Raw genomic sequence first — 18,548 nt, 5'->3', positions numbered from 1 at the left:
TCCAGCACCGTCTCGGTCACCTCGACCGGACGTCGGCCGATCCCCGAACCATCGGGTCCCGGCCACCGACGAGGGGAAGGGTCCTTCGTGACAGACATCATCGAGCCCGCCGTGAGCAGCTCCGGCGGGTCCGCCCGCAGCGCCGGCATCTCGGCGCTCCGCCTGCCCGAGCTGCAGGCCATGGCGTCCCAGCTGGGCGTCAAGGGCACCTCCAAGATGCGCAAGGGCGACCTCGTCCAGGCCATCTCGGAGGCTCGTGGCGGCTCGCGCCCTCAGGCGCTCGAGCCGCGTCGTGACCTCAGCCGTGAGCAGAGCACGGCCGTGACCGAGGCGCCGGCGCGCAGCGCACGTGCACCCCGCGCGGAGGCGCCGCAGCTCGACCTCGGTGGCGACTCCGCCCCGGCGCAGCAGGACCGCGAGAGCAGGGCCCCGCGCGGGGACGCGCTCGCCGGCCTCGAGGCCGCGCTGGACGCCAAGCTCGCGCCCGTCGAGGCGCGGGACGACCGCGCTGCCCGTGCGGCCGACGCCGTCGGCGTCGTGACTGGTGAGCGGCGCTCGCGCCGGGCCGGCCGCGGCGCGGGTGCGCCGCAGGGCGACGACGTCGACCACGCGCCGAGCAACGGTCAGCAGGACCGCCAGCAGCAGGGTGAGCGGCCGCAGAGCGACCGCCAGCAGGCCGGTCAGCAGCGCGAGCCCCGCCAGCAGGAGCCGCGTCAGCAGGAGCCCCGTCAGCAGGGCGGCAACCCGCAGCAGGGCACCCAGCCGCGCCAGCAGGACGACGACGGCCTGGACGAGCGCGGCGGACGCCGTCGGCGCTCCCGCGACCGCTACCGGGACCGCGACCGAGACCGCAAGGGCCGCGGCACCCGTACGCGTCCGGGTCCGGGCGAGCTCGCCGGCCTCGACGACATCGAGGTCAACGACGACGACGTCCTGCTCCCCGTCGCGGGCATCCTCGACCTGATGGACAGCTACGCGTTCGTGCGCACCACCGGCTACCTGCCCAGCGCCAACGACGTGTACGTCTCCCTCAACCAGGTCAAGCGCTACGGCCTGCGCCGCGGTGACGCGGTCACGGGTGCCGTGCGCCAGCCGCGCGAGGGCGAGCAGCCGCAGGCGCAGGGCAACCGGCCCAGCAAGTTCAACGCGCTGGTCCGCCTCGACTCGGTCAACGGCCTGGAGCCCGACGGCGCCCGCGTGCGTCCCGAGTTCAACAAGCTGACCCCGCTCTACCCGCAGGAGCGCCTGCGCCTGGAGAGCGACCAGAACAAGCTGTCGCCGCGGGTGATCGACATCGTCGCGCCCATCGGCAAGGGCCAGCGCGGCCTCATCGTCGCGCCCCCGAAGGCGGGCAAGACGATCATCATGCAGCAGATCGCCAACGCCATCACGACCAACAACCCCGAGGTCCACCTCATGGTCGTGCTCGTCGACGAGCGCCCCGAAGAGGTCACGGACATGGAGCGGACGGTCAAGGGTGAGGTCATCGCCTCGACCTTCGACCGCCCCGCCTCCGACCACACGATCGTCGCCGAGCTCGCCATCGAGCGCGCCAAGCGGCTGGTCGAGCTGGGCCAGGACGTCGTCGTGCTGCTCGACTCGCTCACGCGTCTGTCGCGCGCGTACAACCTGGCCGCCCCGGCGTCCGGGCGCATCCTCTCGGGTGGTGTCGACGCCTCCGCGCTGTACCCGCCCAAGCGGTTCTTCGGCGCGGCCCGCAACATCGAGCACGGCGGCTCGCTGACCATCCTCGCCTCGGCGCTGGTGGAGACCGGCTCCAAGATGGACGAGGTCATCTTCGAGGAGTTCAAGGGCACCGGGAACATGGAGCTCCGGCTCTCCCGAGGCCTGGCGGACAAGCGCATCTTCCCGGCGGTCGACGTCAACGCGTCCGGCACCCGCCGCGAGGAGATCCTCATGCCGCACGACGAGCTGAAGATCATCTACAAGCTCCGCCGCGTGATGGGTGCGCTCGACCAGACTCAGGCCATCGAGCTGCTCATCGGCAAGCTCAAGGAGACCAAGTCGAACGTCGAGTTCCTGCTCCAGGTGCAGAAGACGACGCCCACGTCCGGTGGCCACCGCGACGACTGAAGGCCGCGGCCGGGCCGGTCGAGAAACGGCCCGGCACGCGGACGGGTGTCACGCGGTGTGCTGCGTCCGACGAGGCTCCTCGTACGCGCTGGCTGCCGTCGTCGCAGGCGATGCGACGCGGCGGGGCCAGGTCCAGGCCAGCCGCAGGATGACGGCGAGCAGGATCACTTCCAGCAGGACGGCGCCCCAGTAGTAGTACGTCCAGGACTCGCCCACCGCGTTGAACATCGCGAAGGGGACCTGGACCGATGCCACGACGAGGTTGGTGATCCGGCTCGCGCGGGCCGGCAGCATGGCGGACAGCACCACCATCAGGATCGGGACGGCCATGAGCGCGAGGAGAGCGGTCAACAACGTCTGGGTGATGTCGAACTCGAAGACGACGCCGACCAGGATGTCGTCGATCTTGCCCGGCACGTAGAAGCCCACGATGTCCACGTAGACGTACAGGAACATGAAGCTCGTCCACGCCGCGACGAGCTTGGCCCGCACCGGCAGTCGCGAGTCGTCCAGCGCGGTGGTGTTGTCTCGAAGTGTTCTCATCAGGTGCTCCGTCATCTCGGTGAGGTGTGGCTCCTCCACGTTGGCGGACCCCCGTGCTGGGCACACCGGCCTCCGAGACCGACCTGAGCTGGCCGTTCGCTCAGTGGGCCTCTTGTGCTTTCGGCTGATTCACCGCCAACGGCGCGTCCCTAGGCTGGCCGGATGGTCACCAACGTCCTGCGCGTGCTGTGGGCCGAACCTCGACCGGCGAACCCTCCCGCGCGGAGCTCCCGGGACTGGGCGCTCGTCGCCGTGCTGACGGTCTGGTCCGTGGCCGAAGCGGTGCTCCGTGACGTCCTCGCGCCGCTCCCGCTGGTGCTCCTCGCCGTGCTCGCGGTCGTGGCGCCGCTGCTCTGGCGACGCACCCACCCGCTCGGGGCGGTCGTGGTCTGCTTCGGCACGTTGACGCTGGTCGACGCCGTCAGGATCCTCTCGGGCACGGAGGGCGGGCTGCTGACGAGCATCTCGGCAGCGCTGGTCCTGGCCTACTCCCTGTTCCGGTGGGGAGCCGGTCGCGAGGCGGTGATCGGCTTCGGAGTCATCCTCGTCTGGCTGGCCGTCACCAACGTGGCCGACCCGACCAGCCTGGCGGACGCGGTCGGCGCCTACGCCTTCTTCCTGTTCTCCGCGGCGCTCGGCGCTGCGATCCGCTTCCACGCGAGAGCCCGCATCCGCGACATCGACGAAGCCAAGACCCGCGAGCGCGAGCAGATCGCTCGCGAGCTCCACGACACCGTCGCCCACCACGTCTCTGGCATCGCCATCCAGGCTCAGGCGGGACGTGCCGTCGCAGCCTCGGACCCCGAGCGTGCCGTCGAAGCCCTGGTCACCATCGAGAACGCCGCCACCCAGGCGCTCCTCGAGATGCGTTCCATGGTGGGCGTCCTGCGCGCCTCGCAGGATGCGGAGCTCGCGCCGCAACCCGGAGTCGCCGACCTCGAGCGGCTCACCAGCGGTACCGAGGCGCGTCCGCACGTCCAGGTGACGCTCTCCGGGGAGCTCGAGGACCTCAGCCCGGCCGTCGGGGCCGCGATCTACCGCCTGGCCCAGGAGTCGATCACGAACGCGCGCCGGCACGCCCGCCAGGCGACGCGGGTCACGGTGGTCGTTGCCGGTGACGCCGAGGACGTACGGCTGACCGTCGACGACGACGGTGCGCCCAGCACGGCCGACGGCGGCGTGGGCGGATACGGCCTCGTGGGTATGCAGGAACGCACCACGCTGCTCGGCGGGACGTTCCACGCGGGACCGACCGCCGACCGTGGCTGGCGGGTCCAGGCGACGCTGCCCCGGACCCGGACCGGACGATGAGCATCCGGGTACTGATCGCCGACGACCAGCACATCGTCCGCAGCGGTCTGACGATGCTGCTCGACGCCCAACCCGACATCGAGGTGGTCGGCGCGGCCGCAGACGGCCGCGAGGCAGTGCGCCTGGCGCTGCAGCTCCGCCCGGACGTCGGCCTGTTCGACATCCGGATGCCGCTGATGGACGGCATCCAGGCCACCCGTCACCTTGCCGGACCCGACGTCGGCGACCCCCTTCCGATCGTGGTGATCACCACCTTCGATCTCGACGAGTACGTCCACGGGGCACTCAAGGCCGGCGCCCGCGGGTTCTTGCTCAAGGACGCCGGACCCGCGCTCCTGACCCAGGCGATCCGCGCCGCGGCCGACGGAGATGCGCTCATCGCACCGAGCGTGACCGTCCGCCTCCTCGCAGCGTTCGCGCACTCCCAGGCCGTACCGGCGCGGCAGCCCCTCGAGCCGCTCACGGCCCGTGAGGAGGAGGTCCTCGTCCCGGTGGCGCAGGGCCGCACCAACGACGAGATCGCCTCCGAGCTGTTCATCAGCACGAGCACCGTCAAGGCCCACCTGGCCAGCCTCATGAGGAAGCTCGGCGCCCGCAACCGCGTGGAGCTCGCCATGTGGGCTCACGAGACCCGCCGCGTCTAGGGCTCGACGTCGTTCCTCGCCGTCCGCACGGAGGCGGGGCCGTCGCCGCCCCGCTACCGTGCAGTCGTCCGCACTGGTGCGAGTCCCGGGAGACGTTCGATGGCGAAGTCGTGGAGCACACCACCCCGGGAGGCCCTTCGGGTCCGGGCCGGGTTCGACCTGGCGAAGGCCGACCTGGCCGCGACGCCCGGGTGGGAGCACGGCGAGACGGCGGCCGAGAAGCGGCTCCAGAAGGACGGGGAGCACCTGAGCGAGCTGCAGGAGCGCCTGTACGCCGACGGGCGCTCGGACGGCACGCGCTCGGTCCTGCTGGTCCTGCAGGGGATGGACACGTCGGGCAAGGGGGGGATCGTCCGGCACGTGCTCGGCATGGTGGACCCGCAGGGGGTGCAGCTGCGGTCGTTCGGGGTGCCCACCGAGAAGGAGCGCTCGCAGCACTACCTGCAGCGGATCCGTGAGGCGCTGCCGGCGCCCGGGCGCATCGGGGTGTTCGACCGGTCGCACTACGAGGACGTGCTGGTGGTCCGCGTCAACGAGCTGGTGCCGCAGGAGGTCTGGGAGCCGCGGTACGACGAGATCAACGCGTTCGAGCGCGAGGTCGTCGACGCCGGCACCACCCTCGTCAAGGTGGCCCTGCTCGTCTCGCCGCAGGAGCAGAAGGCCCGGCTGCGCGAGCGGCTGGAGCGCCCGGACAAGTACTGGAAGTTCAACCCCGGCGACATCGACGAGCGCGCCAAGTGGCCGCTGTACCAGGAGGCGTACCAGGCGGTCCTGGACCGGACCAGCACGGAGCACGCGCCCTGGTACGCGGTGCCGGCGGACAACAAGTGGTACGCGCAGCTGGTGGTCGGGCGGTTGCTGCGGGGTGCGCTGGAGGACCTGCAGCTCGAGTGGCCGGCCGCCGACTTCGACATCGAGGCGGAGAAGGCGCGGCTCGACGCGCAGACGCTCTGAGCGCCTCCTGTGGGACGACTTCGGGACGACTTCGGGATGACTGCGGGATGATTTCGGGCCGCGTCGCTGTTCTGGCACAATGGTTCGCTGGTCTGCGGTTCACCGGCGCCAGTCGCGCGTCCGGACCCGGAGACACCCACCCAAGGAGATAGTTCTGTGAAGGCTGACATCCACCCCGAGTACGTCCTGACCGAGGTCACCTGCACCTGTGGCAGCACCTTCGTCACGCGCTCGACGGTCACCAGCGGCAAGATCCACGCCGACGTCTGCAGCGCCTGCCACCCGTTCTACACGGGCAAGCAGAAGATCCTCGACACCGGCGGCCGCGTGGCCCGGTTCGAGGCGCGGTACGGCAAGAAGGCCGCCAACTAGCAACCCCGCAGCGCCGGTGCCCGGCGCGGACGACCGCCCTCCATGGCGGTGTCCGCGTGGGCACCGGCGCTGTGTCGTTGCCGGAGCCGACGGCTCCCGTTGTCGTGACCGACCCAGCCACCCAGAGGGACACCCGCATGAGCGAGGCATTCGCCGCCGCCGAACCGCTGCTCGCCGAGCACGCGCAGATCGAGGCGCAGCTGGCCGACCCCGCCGTGCACGCCGACGCCGCGAACGCCCGCAAGCTGGGCCGCCGGTACGCCGAGCTGGGGCGGGTCGCGCAGGCCTACACCGCCTGGAGGGCCGCGTCCGACGACGCCGAGGCCGCCGCCGAGCTGGCCGAGGTGGACGAGAGCTTCGCCGCCGAGCTGCCGTCGCTCCAGCAGGCCGCAGACGCCGCCTCCGCCCGGCTGCGCGAGGTGCTCATCCCGCGCGACCCCGACGACGCCCGCGACGTGATCCTCGAGGTCAAGGCGGGGGAGGGCGGCGAGGAGTCGGCGCTGTTCGCCGCCGACCTGCTGCGGATGTACACCCGGTACGCCGAGAAGATGGGCTGGGCGACGCAACTGCTGGGCGCCACCGAGTCGGACCTGGGCGGGTACAAGGACGCGCAGCTCGCCATCAAGGCGCGCGGCACGGTCGCGCCGGAGGACGGCGTCTGGGCGCACCTGAAGTACGAGGGCGGTGTGCACCGCGTGCAGCGGGTGCCCGTCACGGAGTCGCAGGGCCGCATCCACACGTCGGCGGCCGGCGTCCTGGTGTTCCCGGAGGCGGAGGACGAGGCCGAGGTGGCGATCGACGCGAACGACCTGCGCATCGACGTGTACCGGTCGTCGGGCCCCGGCGGCCAGTCGGTCAACACCACCGACTCCGCCGTCCGCATCACGCACCTGCCGACGGGGATCGTCGTGTCCATGCAGAACGAGAAGTCGCAGCTGCAGAACCGCGAGGCCGGCATGCGCGTGCTGCGCGCCCGGATCCTGGCTGCCCGGCAGGAGGAGGCCGCCGCGGCCGCGAGCGTGGCGCGGCGGTCGCAGGTGCGCACGGTCGACCGCTCGGAGCGCATCCGTACGTACAACTACCCCGAGAACCGGATCGCGGACCACCGCACCGGCTACAAGGCGTACAACCTCGACGCCGTGCTCGGCGGTGAGCTGGCTCCGGTCGTGCAGAGCGCGATCGACGCCGACGAGGCCGCGCGGCTCGCGGCGGCGGGGGACGCATGACGGTCCCCGACCTGCGGGCCCTGGTCGAGGGCGCCACGCGGATCCTGGCCGAGGCCGGGGTGCAGTCGCCGCGGCACGACGCCACCGCGCTGGCCGCCCACGTGTTGGGTCTGGACCGGCTCGAGCTGGTCCTCCCGCCGCCCGTGCCGGACGGCTTCGCGGAGCAGTTCGCCGGGCTGGTCGAGCGGCGGCGGAACCGGGAGCCGCTGCAGCACCTGGTCGGCAGCACGGGGTTCCGCTACCTGACGCTCCTGGTCGAGCCCGGCGTGTTCGTCCCTCGGCCCGAGACCGAGGTGGTGGCGCAGGTGGCGATCGACGAGGCGGCACGACTGCCGGAGCCACTCGTCGTGGACCTGTGCTGCGGCGCCGGCGGGATCGCGTTGTCCGTGGCGACCGAGGTCCGCGCCGCCCGCGTGGTGGCCGTCGACCTGTCGCCCGAGGCCGTGGACCTGACGCGGCGCAACGCGGTCGCGGTCGGGGCGGACGTCCGCGTCGAGCACGGCGACGTCGCCGACCCGACCCTGTTGAGCGAGCTCGACGGCACGGTCGACGTGCTCGTCGCCAACCCGCCGTACATCCCGCCCGACGCCGAGCCGGTGGACCCCGAGGTGCGCGACCACGACCCCGACCTCGCCCTGTACGGCGGCGGCCTGGACGGGCTGGACGTGCCCCGGGCGGTCCTGCGCGCGGCCGCCCGCCTGCTCGTCCCGGGCGGGCTGCTGGTGATGGAGCACGCCGAGGTGCAGGACGCTGCCGCGCGCGAGGCCGCCGCGGCCACGGGCGCGTTCGTCGACGTGGAGTCGCGTCCCGACCTGACCGGTCGGCCCCGGATGCTCGTCGCCCGGCGAGCCGCTCAGCCGCACGTGACAGACTCGGCGCCGTGAACGAGCGGATCACCCCCGCGAGCGACCCCACCACCTGGGGACCGGCGCTCGACGAGGCGGTCAACGTCCTGTCCCGTGGGGGCCTCGTCGTGCTGCCCACCGACACGGTCTACGGGATCGCGGCCGACGCGTTCACCCCGCCCGCCGTCCAGGCGCTCCTGGACGCCAAGGGCCGCGGTCGGCAGATGCCGCCGCCCGTGCTGATCCCCGACGTGCGCACCCTCGACGGCCTGGCCACCGACGTGCCCGCCGGCGCCCGCGCGCTGGCCGAGGCGTTCTGGCCCGGCGGCCTCACGCTCATCGTCCGCGCACAGCCGTCGCTGGCCTGGGACCTGGGCGAGACGAGGGGCACGGTCGCGCTCCGGGTGCCCGACCACGAGACCGCGCTGGCGCTGCTGCGCCGCACGGGACCGCTGGCGGTCTCCAGCGCCAACACGACAGGCTCGCCCGCCGCGGTCACCGCACAGGCGGCGTTCGACCAGCTCGGCGAGTCCGTGGCCGTCTACCTCGACGCGGGCGACGCGCCCGGCCAGGTGGCGTCGACCATCGTCGACGCCACGGGGGACACCCTGCGGCTCGTCCGCACGGGCGCCCTGAGCCTGGAGCAGCTGAACGAGGTCACGCCGGTCGAGGGGCCCACCGCGTGAGGGTCTACCTGCTCGCCCTGCTCATCTCCGCCACCGTGGCCTATCTCATGACCCCGCTGGCCCGCTGGTGCGCGCTGCGCTGGGGCGCCATCACCGCGGTCCGGGACCGGGACGTGCACGCGATCCCGACGCCCCGGCTGGGCGGCATGGCGATGTTCGCGGGCATGCTCGTGGCGATCCTCATGGTCAGCTCGCTGCCCTTCCTCGCGGGGGTGTACGACAACATCCGGCCCCTGGTCGGCATCATGGGCGGGGCCGCGATCGTGTGCGCCCTCGGGATCGCCGACGACATCTGGGACCTCGACTGGCTCACCAAGCTCATGGGCCAGGTGCTGGCGGGCGGGTTCCTCGCGTGGCAGGGCGTGCTGCTGTACCAGCTCCCCACCGCAGGCATGCCGATCGTCGGGTCCACCCGGATGGCCACGTTCTTCACCGTGCTCACCGTCGTCATCGCCATGAACGCGGTGAACTTCGTCGACGGGCTCGACGGGCTCGCCGCGGGCGTGCTGGCGATCGGCGGCACCGCGTTCTTCCTGTACGCCTACCTGCTCACCGCGGGCGCCAACCCCGGCGCCTACGCCAACGCCAACCTGGCGGCCCTGGTGCTCGCGGTGCTGGTGGGCGCGTGCATCGGCTTCCTGCCGCACAACGTGTACCCGGCGCGCATCTTCATGGGCGACTCGGGGGCCATGGTGCTCGGCTTCGTGTTCAGCGCCGCGGCCATCATCATCACCGGCCAGATCGACCCGGAGCAGGTGCTGGTGCGCCAGCGGTTCCCGGCGTTCCTGCCGATGCTCCTGCCGTTCGCGGTGCTGCTGCTGCCGCTGCTGGACATGGGCCTCGCGATCGTCCGGCGGGTGGGCGCCGGCAAGTCGCCGTTCCACCCCGACCGCATGCACCTGCACCACCGGATGCTCCAGATCGGCCACTCGCACCGCCGTGCGGTCGCGATCCTGTACGTCTGGACGGCGGTGTTCGCCTTCGGGGTCGCCGCACTGGTCCGCTGGGAGACCACCGCCGTGCTGATCACCTTCGGCGCCGCCGTCCTGGTCGCCACCCTGCTGACGCTCGGACCGCTGCGCGGCCGGGCCGCCGCACCACCGCCCTTGGAGGCCGTTCGATGAGCACCCCGCCCACGGCCGCGGAGGCCGTCTTCCGCCAGTCGCTGCGCGACATGCTCGTGCTGCTCGGGGTCCTCACCGTCGTCGGCGTCGTGGTCGGCTACCTCGTCGACGGCTCCGCAGGCGTCTGGGGGGCGCTGCTCGGCGTCGGCATCGCGCTGATCTTCTCGGGGACCACGGTGATCTCGGTCCTGCGTACCGCACGCTCCGCCCCGACGACCATGATGGCGGTGATCATGGGCGCCTGGCTGGGCAAGCTGATCGTCGTCATCGTGGTTCTGGTGATCCTCAAGCAGTACGACTTCTACAACCCGCAGGTGCTCTTCCTGGTGTCCATCGCGGGCGTCATCGGGTCGGCCGTCCTGGACGCGCGCGCGGTGCAGCGTGGCCGCGTGGGGTACTTCGAGGGGTAGCGGCCGCGGAGCCTCCCGGAGGCCCGCCGCGGGTCAGGACCAAGGCCCTGCATAGGTTAGGCTTTCGCCATCCATGACGGCCCGGCGCCGTGCTCGTGCCCGCATTGATGCGGCACTCGGCGCACACGACCACAGGAGACCGCCCTGTTCAGCCTTGCGACGATCCTGCCGCTCGCCGCGGAAGAAGACAGCGGCGCGGTGTTCCATCCCCCCTCGCTCGCCGACTTCTTCCCGCCGGCCATCTGGTTCGAGGGCACACCGTTCGAGATCAACCGGATCATCCTGGTCCGGCTCATCGCGGTCGTCGCGCTCATGCTCATCTTCATCATCGGCGCCCGCCGCGCCAAGCTGGTCCCCGGCCGGTTCCAGAGCATCCTCGAGATGGGGCTGGACTTCTGCCGCAACTCGATCGCGTACGAGATCCTCGGTGAGAAGGACGGCAAGAAGTACGTCCCGATCATCACGACGATCTTCTTCGCAGTCTTCTTCTTCAACATCACGGGCGTGATCCCGTTCCTCAACATTGCGGGGACGTCGGTGATCGGCCTGCCGATCATCTTCGCCCTGTGGGTCTACTTCCTGTACCTGTGGCAGGGCGTCAAGAAGTTCGGCGTCGGTGGGTACCTCAAGCACAGCCTGTTCCCGCCCGGCGTGCCGTGGCCCATCTACATCCTGCTGACGCCGGTCGAGGCCCTCCAGGTGTTCCTCCTGAGGCCCGCCACGCTGGTCATCCGGCTCCTGGCCAACATGATGGCCGGCCACCTGCTGCTCGCCCTGTGCTTCGCGGCCACCTCGTTCCTGTTCTTCGAGGCGTCGGGCGCTCTGAAGGCGTTCGGTGCCGTCACGTTCGTGGCCGGCTTCGCCTTCTTCCTGCTCGAGGTCTTCGTGGCCGCCCTGCAGGCGTACGTGTTCTCGATCCTCACCGCTGTCTACCTGCAGATGTCGATCTCCGAAGAGCACTGATCGACAGACCCATCGTGGCGGGCTGATCCTCGGACCGTCGCCCCTGACCGGACGCGCCGCGTGGCGCGCAGATGAAAGGAACCACCCCGTGGAAATCACCGGACTCGCCCTCGTCGGATACGGTCTCGCGGCCATCGGCCCCGGCATCGGTCTCGGCATCCTGTTCGGCAAGACGATCGAGGGCATGGCGCGTCAGCCCGAGATGGCCGGCCAGCTGCGCTCCACCATGTTCGTGGGTCTCGCGTTCATCGAGATCCTCGCCCTCCTGGCCATCGCCACCCCGTTCTTCCTGTGATCACCGCGCCGCTCGTCGCTGCCGCGTACAGCGTGGCAGCGGCCGCTGAGGAGGAAGAGGTCAACCCCCTCCTCCCGCACACCTACGACATCGTCTGGTCGTTGGTGATCGTGGTGATCATCGCCGTCGTGTTCATCAAGTACGCCCTGCCGAAGTTCCAGGCCGTCCTCGACGAGCGCACGGAGAAGATCGAGGGCGGGCTCCAGCACGCCGAGGCCGCCCAGGCCGAGGCAGCCGAGCTGCGTGCCGAGTACGAGCAGCAGCTCGCCGACGCCCGCACGGAGGCAGCCCGCATCAAGGAGGCGGCCCGCGCCGAGGGCGGTGCCATCGTCACCGAGCTCAAGGCGAAGGCAGCGGCCGAGGCAGCGCGCACGGTCGAGACGGCGCAGCGCCAGATCGAGGCCGAGCGTCAGCAGGCCGCGGTGTCCCTGCGCAACGACGTGGGTGCACTGGCCACCGAGCTCGCCTCCAAGATCGTCGGCGAGTCCCTCGAGGACTCCGCCCGGCAGTCGCGGGTGGTCGACCGGTTCCTCGAGGAGCTCGAGGCGAACGCGACGGCAACCACGAGCGCCGGCAAGGAGAACTGATGCGCGGCACGAGCCTGGCGTCGCTCGGCGCTACCCAGCTCCGGTTCGAGCCGGTGCTGGCTGCGGCGGGTGCGCAGGCGATCACGCTCGGCGAGCAGCTGTTCGCCGTCGTCGACGCCATGGACTCCTCGGGCTCGCTGCGACGCACGCTGTCCGACCCCGCGATCCGGGGTGACGCCAAGGCGGGGCTGGTCTCGGGCGCGCTCGGCCGGCTCGACCCTCGCGTGGTCGAGGTGGTGTCCGGGCTCGTGCAGCAGCGCTGGTCCTCGGCCGAGGACCTCATCGAGGCCGTGGAGCAGCTGGGCTTCGACGCCGTGCTCGCGTCCGCGCAGGCGGGCAACGAGCTCGAGCGGGTCGAGGACGAGCTGTTCCGCATCACGCGGTCGCTCGTCGGGCAGCGCGAGGTGCGGCAGGCGCTGTTCGACCCGCGGGTCCCCGGCGACAAGCGGGCGGACCTCGCGGCGAACCTGCTGCGCGGCAAGGTCGCCGACGCCACCCTCGCGGTGGCACGGCGTGCGGCATCCTCGCCCCGCGGTCGGCGCTTCGTCGCGACGCTCGGCCTCGTCGGCGATCTCGCCGCCGCACGGCGCGAGCGCCTCGTGGCGGCCGTGACCTCCGGCAGCGAGCTCTCGCAGGCGCAGCTGGACCGCCTCGGCGGGATCCTCCAGCAGGCCTACGGGCAGGAGCTCCAGCTCAACGTGACGGTGGACCCCGAGATCCTCGGGGGACTGCGCATCCAGGTGGGCGCGGACGTGGTCGACTCGACCGTGCTCGCCAGGCTCGCCGACGCACGACGACGACTTGCCAGCTGAGAATCGGCCCCAGGCCGGCCCATTGAACGACGTGAACGAACGTACGACCGCCCGACCGGCGGTCACGACAGGAGAAGAGCAATGGCTGAGCTGACGATCCGGCCCGACGAGATCCGGGCCGCGCTGGACAGCTTCGTGAAGTCCTACGAGCCGTCCGGCGTGGTCTCCGAAGAGGTCGGCCGCGTGACCCTGACGGCCGACGGCATCGCGCAGGTCGAGGGCCTCCCGGGCGCGATGGCGAACGAGCTCCTGCGGTTCGAGGACGGCACGCTCGGCCTCGCGCTGAACCTGGACGTCCGTGAGATCGGCGTCGTGGTGCTGGGCGAGTTCACCGGCATCGAGGAGGGCCAGGAGGTCCGCCGCACGGGCGAGGTGCTCTCCGTCCCGATCGGTGACGGCTACCTCGGTCGCGTCGTCGACCCGCTGGGCCAGCCGATCGACGGACTGGGCGAGCTGAAGACCGAGGGCCGCCGCGCCCTCGAGCTCCAGGCCCCCGGCGTCATGGCCCGCAAGAGCGTGCACGAGCCGCTGCAGACCGGCCTCAAGGCCATCGACGCGATGATCCCGATCGGCCGTGGCCAGCGCCAGCTGATCATCGGTGACCGCCAGACGGGCAAGACGGCGATCGCGATCGACACGATCATCAACCAGAAGGCCAACTGGGAGACCGGCGACCCGAAGCAGCAGGTTCGCTGCATCTACGTCGCCATCGGCCAGAAGGGCTCCACCATCGCCGCGGTCCGCGGTGCCCTGGAGGAGGCCGGCGCGCTCGAGTACACGACGATCGTCGCCGCTCCCGCGTCCGACCCGGCCGGCTTCAAGTACCTGGCGCCGTACACCGGCTCGGCCATCGGCCAGCACTGGATGTACCAGGGCAAGCACGTCCTGATCGTCTTCGACGACCTGTCCAAGCAGGCCGAGGCCTACCGTGCCGTGTCGCTGCTGCTGCGTCGCCCGCCGGGCCGCGAGGCCTACCCCGGTGACGTGTTCTACCTGCACTCCCGTCTGCTCGAGCGTTGCGCCAAGCTGTCGGACGAGCTGGGCGGCGGTTCGATGACGGGCCTGCCGGTCATCGAGACCAAGGCCAACGACGTCTCGGCGTACATCCCGACCAACGTCATCTCCATCACCGACGGGCAGATCTTCCTCCAGTCCGACCTGTTCAACGCGGACCAGCGCCCGGCCGTCGACGTGGGCATCTCGGTGTCCCGCGTGGGTGGTGCCGCGCAGGTCAAGGCGATGAAGTCGGTCTCCGGCACGCTGAAGCTGGACCTCGCGCAGTTCAGGTCGCTCGAGGCGTTCGCGATGTTCGCGTCCGACCTCGACGCCGCCTCGCGCGCCCAGCTGACCCGTGGCGCCCGCCTCATGGAGCTGCTCAAGCAGGCGCAGTACTCGCCGTACCCGGTCGAGGACCAGGTCGCGTCGATCTGGGCCGGCACCAAGGGCAAGCTGGACGACGTCCCGATCGCGGACGTGCGCCGGTTCGAGGCCGAGCTGCTCGACCACCTGCGCCGCAACACGGACGTCCTGTCGACCATTGCGTCGTCGGGCAAGCTCGACGACGACACCGAGAAGGCTCTCGGGGACGCGATCGAGGACTTCCGCAACGGCTTCCTGGTGGGCGACGGCACGACGCTGGTCGGCTCTGCCGACGACGGCGCCGAGGTCGAGATCGAGCAGGAGCAGATCGTCCGGCAGAAGAAGGGCTGACGTGGCAGGTCAGCAGCGCGTCTACCGGCAGCGGATCCGGTCGACAGAGTCGCTGAAGAAGATCTTCCGTGCGATGGAGCTCATCGCTGCGTCGCGGATCGGCAAGGCGCGCGACCGGGTGACGGCGGCGACGCCGTACTCCCGCGCGCTGACCCGTGCGGTGTCGGCCGTGGCCACCCACTCGAACGTGACCCACCCGCTCGTCACCGAGCGGTCGGACACGGACCGGGTCGCGGTCCTGGTCGTCACGTCCGACCGCGGCATGGCCGGCGCCTACTCGGCGAGCGCGATCCGGGAGGCCGAGCGCCTCATCGGTCGGCTCACCGACGCGGGCAAGACGCCGGTCGTGTACGCCACCGGACGCCGGGCCGTCTCCTACTACTCGTTCCGCGGACGCGAGCTCGCGGGGCAGTGGACGGGCAACTCGGACGCGCCGTCGGTCGAGGTCGCCGCCGAGATCGCCGACACGCTGCTCGCGGCGTTCGAGGCCCCGGCGGACCAGGGTGGGGTCGCGGAGCTGCACGTCGTGTTCACGCACTTCCGGAACATGGTGTCGCAGACTCCGCGGGTCATCCGGCTGCTGCCGCTCGAGATCGTCGAGGGCGTCGAGGCGCGCGACGAGAACGAGATCCCGCCGCTGTACGAGTTCGAGCCGTCGCCGGAGGCCGTGCTGGACGCGCTGCTGCCGATGTACGTGCGCAGCCGCATCTACACCTGCCTCCTGCAGGCGGCGGCGTCCGAGCTCGCGGCCCGTCAGCGGGCCATGCACACCGCCACCGAGAACGCGGAGGACCTGGTGCGCATGTACACCCGGCTCGCCAACCAGGCCCGCCAGGCCGAGATCACCCAAGAGATCAGCGAGATCGTGTCGGGCGCCGACGCACTCGCCTCCTGACGACTACGTCCCCACAGACGAACCGGAGAAACACCATGACTGCTACCACTACCGAAGCTGCCGTCGAGCACGCGTCCGGTCCTGGCGTGGGTCGGGTCGCGCGGGTCATCGGCCCCGTCGTCGACATCGAGTTCCCGTCGGACCAGATCCCCGAGATCTACAACGCGCTCAAGGTCGACATCGACCTGTCGGCGCAGGGCGAGGGCGAGTCCGAGGGCGCCACGACGATGACCCTCGAGGTCGCCCAGCACCTCGGAGACTCGCTCATCCGCGCCATCGCGCTCAAGCCGACCGACGGCCTGGTCCGCGGCGCGCTCGTGCGGGACACCGGCGAGGCGATCAGCGTGCCCGTCGGCGACATCACCAAGGGTCACGTCTTCAACGTCATCGGCGAGGTGCTGAACCTCAAGGAGGGCGAGAAGCTCGAGATCACCGAGCGCTGGCCCATCCACCGTCGGCCCCCGGCCTTCGACCAGCTCGAGAGCAAGACCGAGATGTTCGAGACCGGCATCAAGGTCATCGACCTGCTGACGCCGTACGTGCTCGGCGGGAAGATCGGCCTCTTCGGTGGTGCGGGCGTCGGCAAGACGGTCCTCATCCAGGAGATGATCCAGCGCGTCGCGCTCAACCACGGCGGTGTGTCGGTGTTCGCCGGGGTCGGCGAGCGCACCCGTGAGGGCAACGACCTCATCGTCGAGATGGAGGAGGCCGGCGTCTTCGACAAGACGGCGCTCGTCTTCGGCCAGATGGACGAGCCGCCGGGCACGCGCCTGCGCGTGGCCCTGTCGGCGCTGACGATGGCGGAGTACTTCCGCGACGTGCAGAAGCAGGACGTGCTGCTCTTCATCGACAACATCTTCCGGTTCACGCAGGCCGGTTCCGAGGTGTCGACGCTGCTCGGCCGCATGCCGTCCGCGGTCGGCTACCAGCCGAACCTCGCCGACGAGATGGGCCTGCTCCAGGAGCGCATCACCTCGACGCGTGGTCACTCGATCACGTCGCTCCAGGCGATCTACGTGCCTGCCGACGACTACACCGACCCGGCCCCCGCCACGACGTTCGCGCACCTCGACGCGACGACGGCGCTGTCGCGCGAGATCGCGTCCCGCGGTCTGTACCCGGCCGTGGACCCGCTGACGTCGACCAGCCGGATCCTCGACCCCCGCTACGTCGGCCAGGCGCACTACGACGCCGCGACGCGCGTGAAGTCGATCCTCCAGCGCAACAAGGAGCTCCAGGACATCATCGCGATCCTCGGTGTCGACGAGCTGTCGGAGGAGGACAAGACGGTCGTCGCACGTGCCCGTCGCATCCAGCAGTTCCTCTCGCAGAACACGTACATGGCCGAGAAGTTCACCGGTGTCGTCGGCTCGACGGTCCCGCTCACGGAGACGGTCGAGGCCTTCGGCAAGATCGCCGACGGCGAGTTCGACCACATCGCCGAGCAGGCCTTCTTCAACATCGGTGGCCTCGAGGACCTCGAGCGCAACTGGGCCCGCATCCAGAAGGACTACGGCGTCTGACCTGATCAGACCCACGCAGGGGTGCCCGCCAGGGTGCCCCTGCGTGGCCCGTAGTCCCGCACACACATCGAAGGAGGTCCCGTGGCAGACATCGAGGTCGAGCTCGTCGCCACCGCCGGAAAGCTCTGGTCCGGCACCGCCCGCATGGTCTCGGCCAAGGCCGGGGAGGGTGAGATCGGCATCCTGGCCGGTCACGAGCCGGTCCTGTCCGTGCTGCAGCCCGGCGAGGTCCGCGTGTTCCCCGTGGGGGGCGGCGAGCCGAAGCGCTGGCAGGTCGAGGGCGGGTTCCTCTCCTTCGACTCGAACCACCTGACCATCGTCGCCGACAACGTCGTGGAGGGCGCACGCCCCGCGACCTCGCCGGCCACGCACTGAGGGCGCCGGGACGGTGAGCGGACACGGCGTCGCACTCGCGTGTGTCGCTGTCCTCCTGCTGCTCGCCGTCGTCGCGCTCTGGTTCTCCCGGGTGCACACGCTCAACCGGCGCGTGGGGTCGTTCCCCTGCTCGCTCGGCCGCACGGCGCAGGGGCCGTGGTCCTCGGGCGTCGCGCAGTACGGCGCCGACCGGCTGTACTGGTGGCGCTACCGCTCGCTCGCCGCGCGCCCCCGCGAACGCTGGGAGCGGGTCGGCCTCGCGGTCGTCGAGCGCAGCCAGCAGGGCGGCGGCCAGGTCGTCGTGACCTGCCGGCAGGGCCCCGGTGGCCCCACCGTCCACCTGCTGATGAGCGCCGGAGCCTACGCCGGGCTCACGTCATGGATCGAGGCCACGCCGTCGCGCGTGGGCTCGGTCATCTGACCCCGACACCGGAAACGAGCTCATGCGCCTCGTCGTCGCGTCCTGCTCCGCTCGGTACAGCGGTCGCCTGAACGCCCACCTGCCCCTGGCCACGCGCCTCCTGGTCGTGAAGGCCGACGGCAGCGTGCTGCTGCACTCCGACGGCGGCTCGTACAAGCCGCTGAACTGGATGAGCCCACCGTGCACGCTCGCGGTGTCGGAGCCCTCCGACGAGGCCCGGGCCGCCGGGGTCACGGCGGTGTGGACGGTCCAGCACCAGAAGTCGGACGACCGCCTCGAGATCGACCTGTACGCCGTGCAGCACGACTCCGCGCACGAGCTGGGGGTGGACCCCGGCCTGGTCAAGGACGGCGTCGAGGCGCACCTCCAGGAGCTCCTGGCGGCGCAGATCCTGCTGCTCGGCACGGGCCACACCCTGGTCCGTCGCGAGTACCCGACGGCGATCGGGCCGGTCGACATCCTGGCCAAGGACCCGGCGGGCGGCACGGTCGCGGTCGAGATCAAGCGCCGCGGCGACATCGACGGCGTGGAGCAGCTGACCCGGTATCTCGAGCTCCTCAACCGCGACCCGCACCTGGCCCCCGTGCGGGGGGTGTTCGCCGCGCAGGAGATCAAGCCGCAGGCGCGCGTGCTGGCCACCGACCGCGGCATCGGCTGCCTGGTGCTCGACTACGACGCCATGCGCGGCGTCGACGACAGCGGCTCCCGCCTCTTCTAGACCGAGAACGTCACACGACCGCGATCTTGAACATGTTCAG

The 18,548-nt window shown here is 71.1% G+C and carries 21 protein-coding genes; 20 read left to right on the top strand and 1 reads right to left on the bottom strand.

Translation table 11 applies throughout. From position 1 onward, the window contains the following. The first annotated feature begins 87 nt into the window (after nt 1-87). On the top strand, nt 88-2,094 hold the full coding sequence (gene rho, locus HP550_RS04570; RefSeq protein WP_175346405.1) for a transcription termination factor Rho: 2,007 nt from the start codon (nt 88-90) through the stop codon (nt 2,092-2,094). Between the two features lie 48 nt (nt 2,095-2,142). On the opposite strand, the gene HP550_RS04565 is transcribed toward rho, so the two are convergent. Beyond that, a complete protein-coding gene (locus HP550_RS04565; protein ID WP_175346404.1) occupies nt 2,143-2,637 on the bottom strand; it encodes a DUF6326 family protein in 495 nt (164 codons plus the stop codon). Between the two features lie 162 nt (nt 2,638-2,799). Here HP550_RS04565 and HP550_RS04560 point away from each other — a divergent pair, with 162 nt between their 5' ends. From HP550_RS04560 to nucS, 19 genes are all read left to right on the top strand, one after another. Next, entirely contained in the window at nt 2,800-3,948 is a 1,149-nt protein-coding gene (locus HP550_RS04560) for a sensor histidine kinase (protein ID WP_175346403.1), read from the top strand. Continuing rightward, on the top strand, nt 3,945-4,592 hold the full coding sequence (locus HP550_RS04555) for a response regulator (RefSeq protein WP_175346402.1): 648 nt from the start codon (nt 3,945-3,947) through the stop codon (nt 4,590-4,592). Before HP550_RS04560 ends, HP550_RS04555 begins: the two co-directional genes overlap by 4 nt. Nucleotides 4,593-4,691: 99 nt before the next feature. Further along, the gene (locus HP550_RS04550) at nt 4,692-5,546 is read left to right on the top strand and encodes a PPK2 family polyphosphate kinase (protein ID WP_175346401.1); all 855 of its coding nucleotides are present in this window, start codon (nt 4,692-4,694) and stop codon (nt 5,544-5,546) included. A gap of 156 nt (nt 5,547-5,702) precedes the next feature. After that, nucleotides 5,703-5,918 carry a 50S ribosomal protein L31 gene (gene rpmE, locus HP550_RS04545; RefSeq protein ID WP_056096298.1) on the top strand — a complete coding sequence of 72 codons (216 nt, stop codon included), beginning with the start codon at nt 5,703-5,705 and terminating at the stop codon, nt 5,916-5,918. 137 nt (nt 5,919-6,055) lie between these two features. After that, nucleotides 6,056-7,144, top strand: coding sequence for a peptide chain release factor 1 (gene prfA, locus HP550_RS04540; RefSeq protein ID WP_175346400.1), 1,089 nt, complete (start codon nt 6,056-6,058; stop codon nt 7,142-7,144). After that, on the top strand, nt 7,141-8,028 hold the full coding sequence (gene prmC, locus HP550_RS04535; RefSeq protein WP_175346399.1) for a peptide chain release factor N(5)-glutamine methyltransferase: 888 nt from the start codon (nt 7,141-7,143) through the stop codon (nt 8,026-8,028). Before prfA ends, prmC begins: the two co-directional genes overlap by 4 nt. Further along, entirely contained in the window at nt 8,025-8,675 is a 651-nt protein-coding gene (locus tag HP550_RS04530; RefSeq protein ID WP_175346398.1) for an L-threonylcarbamoyladenylate synthase, read from the top strand. The genes prmC and HP550_RS04530 overlap by 4 nt, the downstream gene beginning before the upstream one ends. Further along, nucleotides 8,672-9,799: an MraY family glycosyltransferase gene (locus HP550_RS04525; RefSeq protein ID WP_175346397.1), complete on the top strand. Its 1,128-nt coding sequence runs from the start codon at nt 8,672-8,674 to the stop codon at nt 9,797-9,799. Before HP550_RS04530 ends, HP550_RS04525 begins: the two co-directional genes overlap by 4 nt. Beyond that, the gene (locus HP550_RS04520) at nt 9,796-10,209 is read left to right on the top strand and encodes a Cg1360 family ATP-synthase-associated protein (protein WP_175346396.1); all 414 of its coding nucleotides are present in this window, start codon (nt 9,796-9,798) and stop codon (nt 10,207-10,209) included. The genes HP550_RS04525 and HP550_RS04520 overlap by 4 nt, the downstream gene beginning before the upstream one ends. Nucleotides 10,210-10,407: 198 nt before the next feature. Then, nucleotides 10,408-11,172, top strand: a complete 765-nt coding sequence (gene atpB / locus HP550_RS04515; RefSeq protein ID WP_343047980.1) for a F0F1 ATP synthase subunit A — start codon at nt 10,408-10,410, stop codon at nt 11,170-11,172. 88 nt (nt 11,173-11,260) lie between these two features. Further along, nucleotides 11,261-11,467 (top strand): ATP synthase F0 subunit C, encoded by a 207-nt coding sequence (gene atpE, locus HP550_RS04510; protein ID WP_055918092.1) that lies wholly within the window; start codon nt 11,261-11,263, stop codon nt 11,465-11,467. Further along, nucleotides 11,464-12,054, top strand: a complete 591-nt coding sequence (locus HP550_RS04505) for a F0F1 ATP synthase subunit B (protein WP_421732777.1) — start codon at nt 11,464-11,466, stop codon at nt 12,052-12,054. Before atpE ends, HP550_RS04505 begins: the two co-directional genes overlap by 4 nt. Next, nucleotides 12,054-12,866, top strand: coding sequence for a F0F1 ATP synthase subunit delta (locus tag HP550_RS04500; RefSeq protein WP_175346395.1), 813 nt, complete (start codon nt 12,054-12,056; stop codon nt 12,864-12,866). Before HP550_RS04505 ends, HP550_RS04500 begins: the two co-directional genes overlap by 1 nt. An 81-nt stretch (nt 12,867-12,947) precedes the next feature. After that, entirely contained in the window at nt 12,948-14,576 is a 1,629-nt protein-coding gene (gene atpA, locus HP550_RS04495) for a F0F1 ATP synthase subunit alpha (protein ID WP_175346394.1), read from the top strand. 1 nt (nt 14,577) lies between these two features. Next, a complete protein-coding gene (locus tag HP550_RS04490) occupies nt 14,578-15,471 on the top strand; it encodes a F0F1 ATP synthase subunit gamma (RefSeq protein ID WP_175346393.1) in 894 nt (297 codons plus the stop codon). Nucleotides 15,472-15,506: 35 nt separating this feature from the next. Then, complete coding sequence (atpD, locus tag HP550_RS04485; protein ID WP_175346392.1) at nt 15,507-16,994, top strand: F0F1 ATP synthase subunit beta; 1,488 nt, start codon at nt 15,507-15,509, stop codon at nt 16,992-16,994. An 81-nt stretch (nt 16,995-17,075) separates the two neighbouring features. Further along, a complete protein-coding gene (locus tag HP550_RS04480; RefSeq protein ID WP_055918108.1) occupies nt 17,076-17,369 on the top strand; it encodes a F0F1 ATP synthase subunit epsilon in 294 nt (97 codons plus the stop codon). 13 nt (nt 17,370-17,382) lie between these two features. Further along, complete coding sequence (locus HP550_RS04475) at nt 17,383-17,790, top strand: DUF2550 family protein (protein ID WP_175346391.1); 408 nt, start codon at nt 17,383-17,385, stop codon at nt 17,788-17,790. 22 nt (nt 17,791-17,812) lie between these two features. Further along, a complete protein-coding gene (nucS, locus tag HP550_RS04470) occupies nt 17,813-18,508 on the top strand; it encodes an endonuclease NucS (RefSeq protein ID WP_175346390.1) in 696 nt (231 codons plus the stop codon). Nucleotides 18,509-18,548 lie beyond the last annotated feature (40 nt).

This window comes from Cellulomonas humilata, from assembly GCF_013359775.1.
In the GTDB taxonomy this organism is placed as follows: Bacteria; Actinomycetota; Actinomycetes; order Actinomycetales; family Cellulomonadaceae; genus Cellulomonas; species Cellulomonas humilata.
This window is presented reverse-complemented; position numbering and strand designations above follow the sequence as displayed.

Bases quoted from the DNA above. Each gene is read 5' to 3' on its own strand.
- HP550_RS04565 (WP_175346404.1), bottom strand. From the start codon at position 2,637: ATGAGAACACTTCGAGACAACACCACCGCGCTGGACGACTCGCGACTG.
- HP550_RS04560 (WP_175346403.1), top strand. From the start codon at position 2,800: ATGGTCACCAACGTCCTGCGCGTGCTGTGGGCCGAACCTCGACCGGCG.
- HP550_RS04555 (WP_175346402.1), top strand. From the start codon at position 3,945: ATGAGCATCCGGGTACTGATCGCCGACGACCAGCACATCGTCCGCAGC.
- HP550_RS04550 (WP_175346401.1), top strand. From the start codon at position 4,692: ATGGCGAAGTCGTGGAGCACACCACCCCGGGAGGCCCTTCGGGTCCGG.
- prfA (WP_175346400.1), top strand. From the start codon at position 6,056: ATGAGCGAGGCATTCGCCGCCGCCGAACCGCTGCTCGCCGAGCACGCG.
- prmC (WP_175346399.1), top strand. From the start codon at position 7,141: ATGACGGTCCCCGACCTGCGGGCCCTGGTCGAGGGCGCCACGCGGATC.
- HP550_RS04520 (WP_175346396.1), top strand. From the start codon at position 9,796: ATGAGCACCCCGCCCACGGCCGCGGAGGCCGTCTTCCGCCAGTCGCTG.
- HP550_RS04500 (WP_175346395.1), top strand. From the start codon at position 12,054: ATGCGCGGCACGAGCCTGGCGTCGCTCGGCGCTACCCAGCTCCGGTTC.
- atpA (WP_175346394.1), top strand. From the start codon at position 12,948: ATGGCTGAGCTGACGATCCGGCCCGACGAGATCCGGGCCGCGCTGGAC.
- atpD (WP_175346392.1), top strand. From the start codon at position 15,507: ATGACTGCTACCACTACCGAAGCTGCCGTCGAGCACGCGTCCGGTCCT.
- nucS (WP_175346390.1), top strand. From the start codon at position 17,813: ATGCGCCTCGTCGTCGCGTCCTGCTCCGCTCGGTACAGCGGTCGCCTG.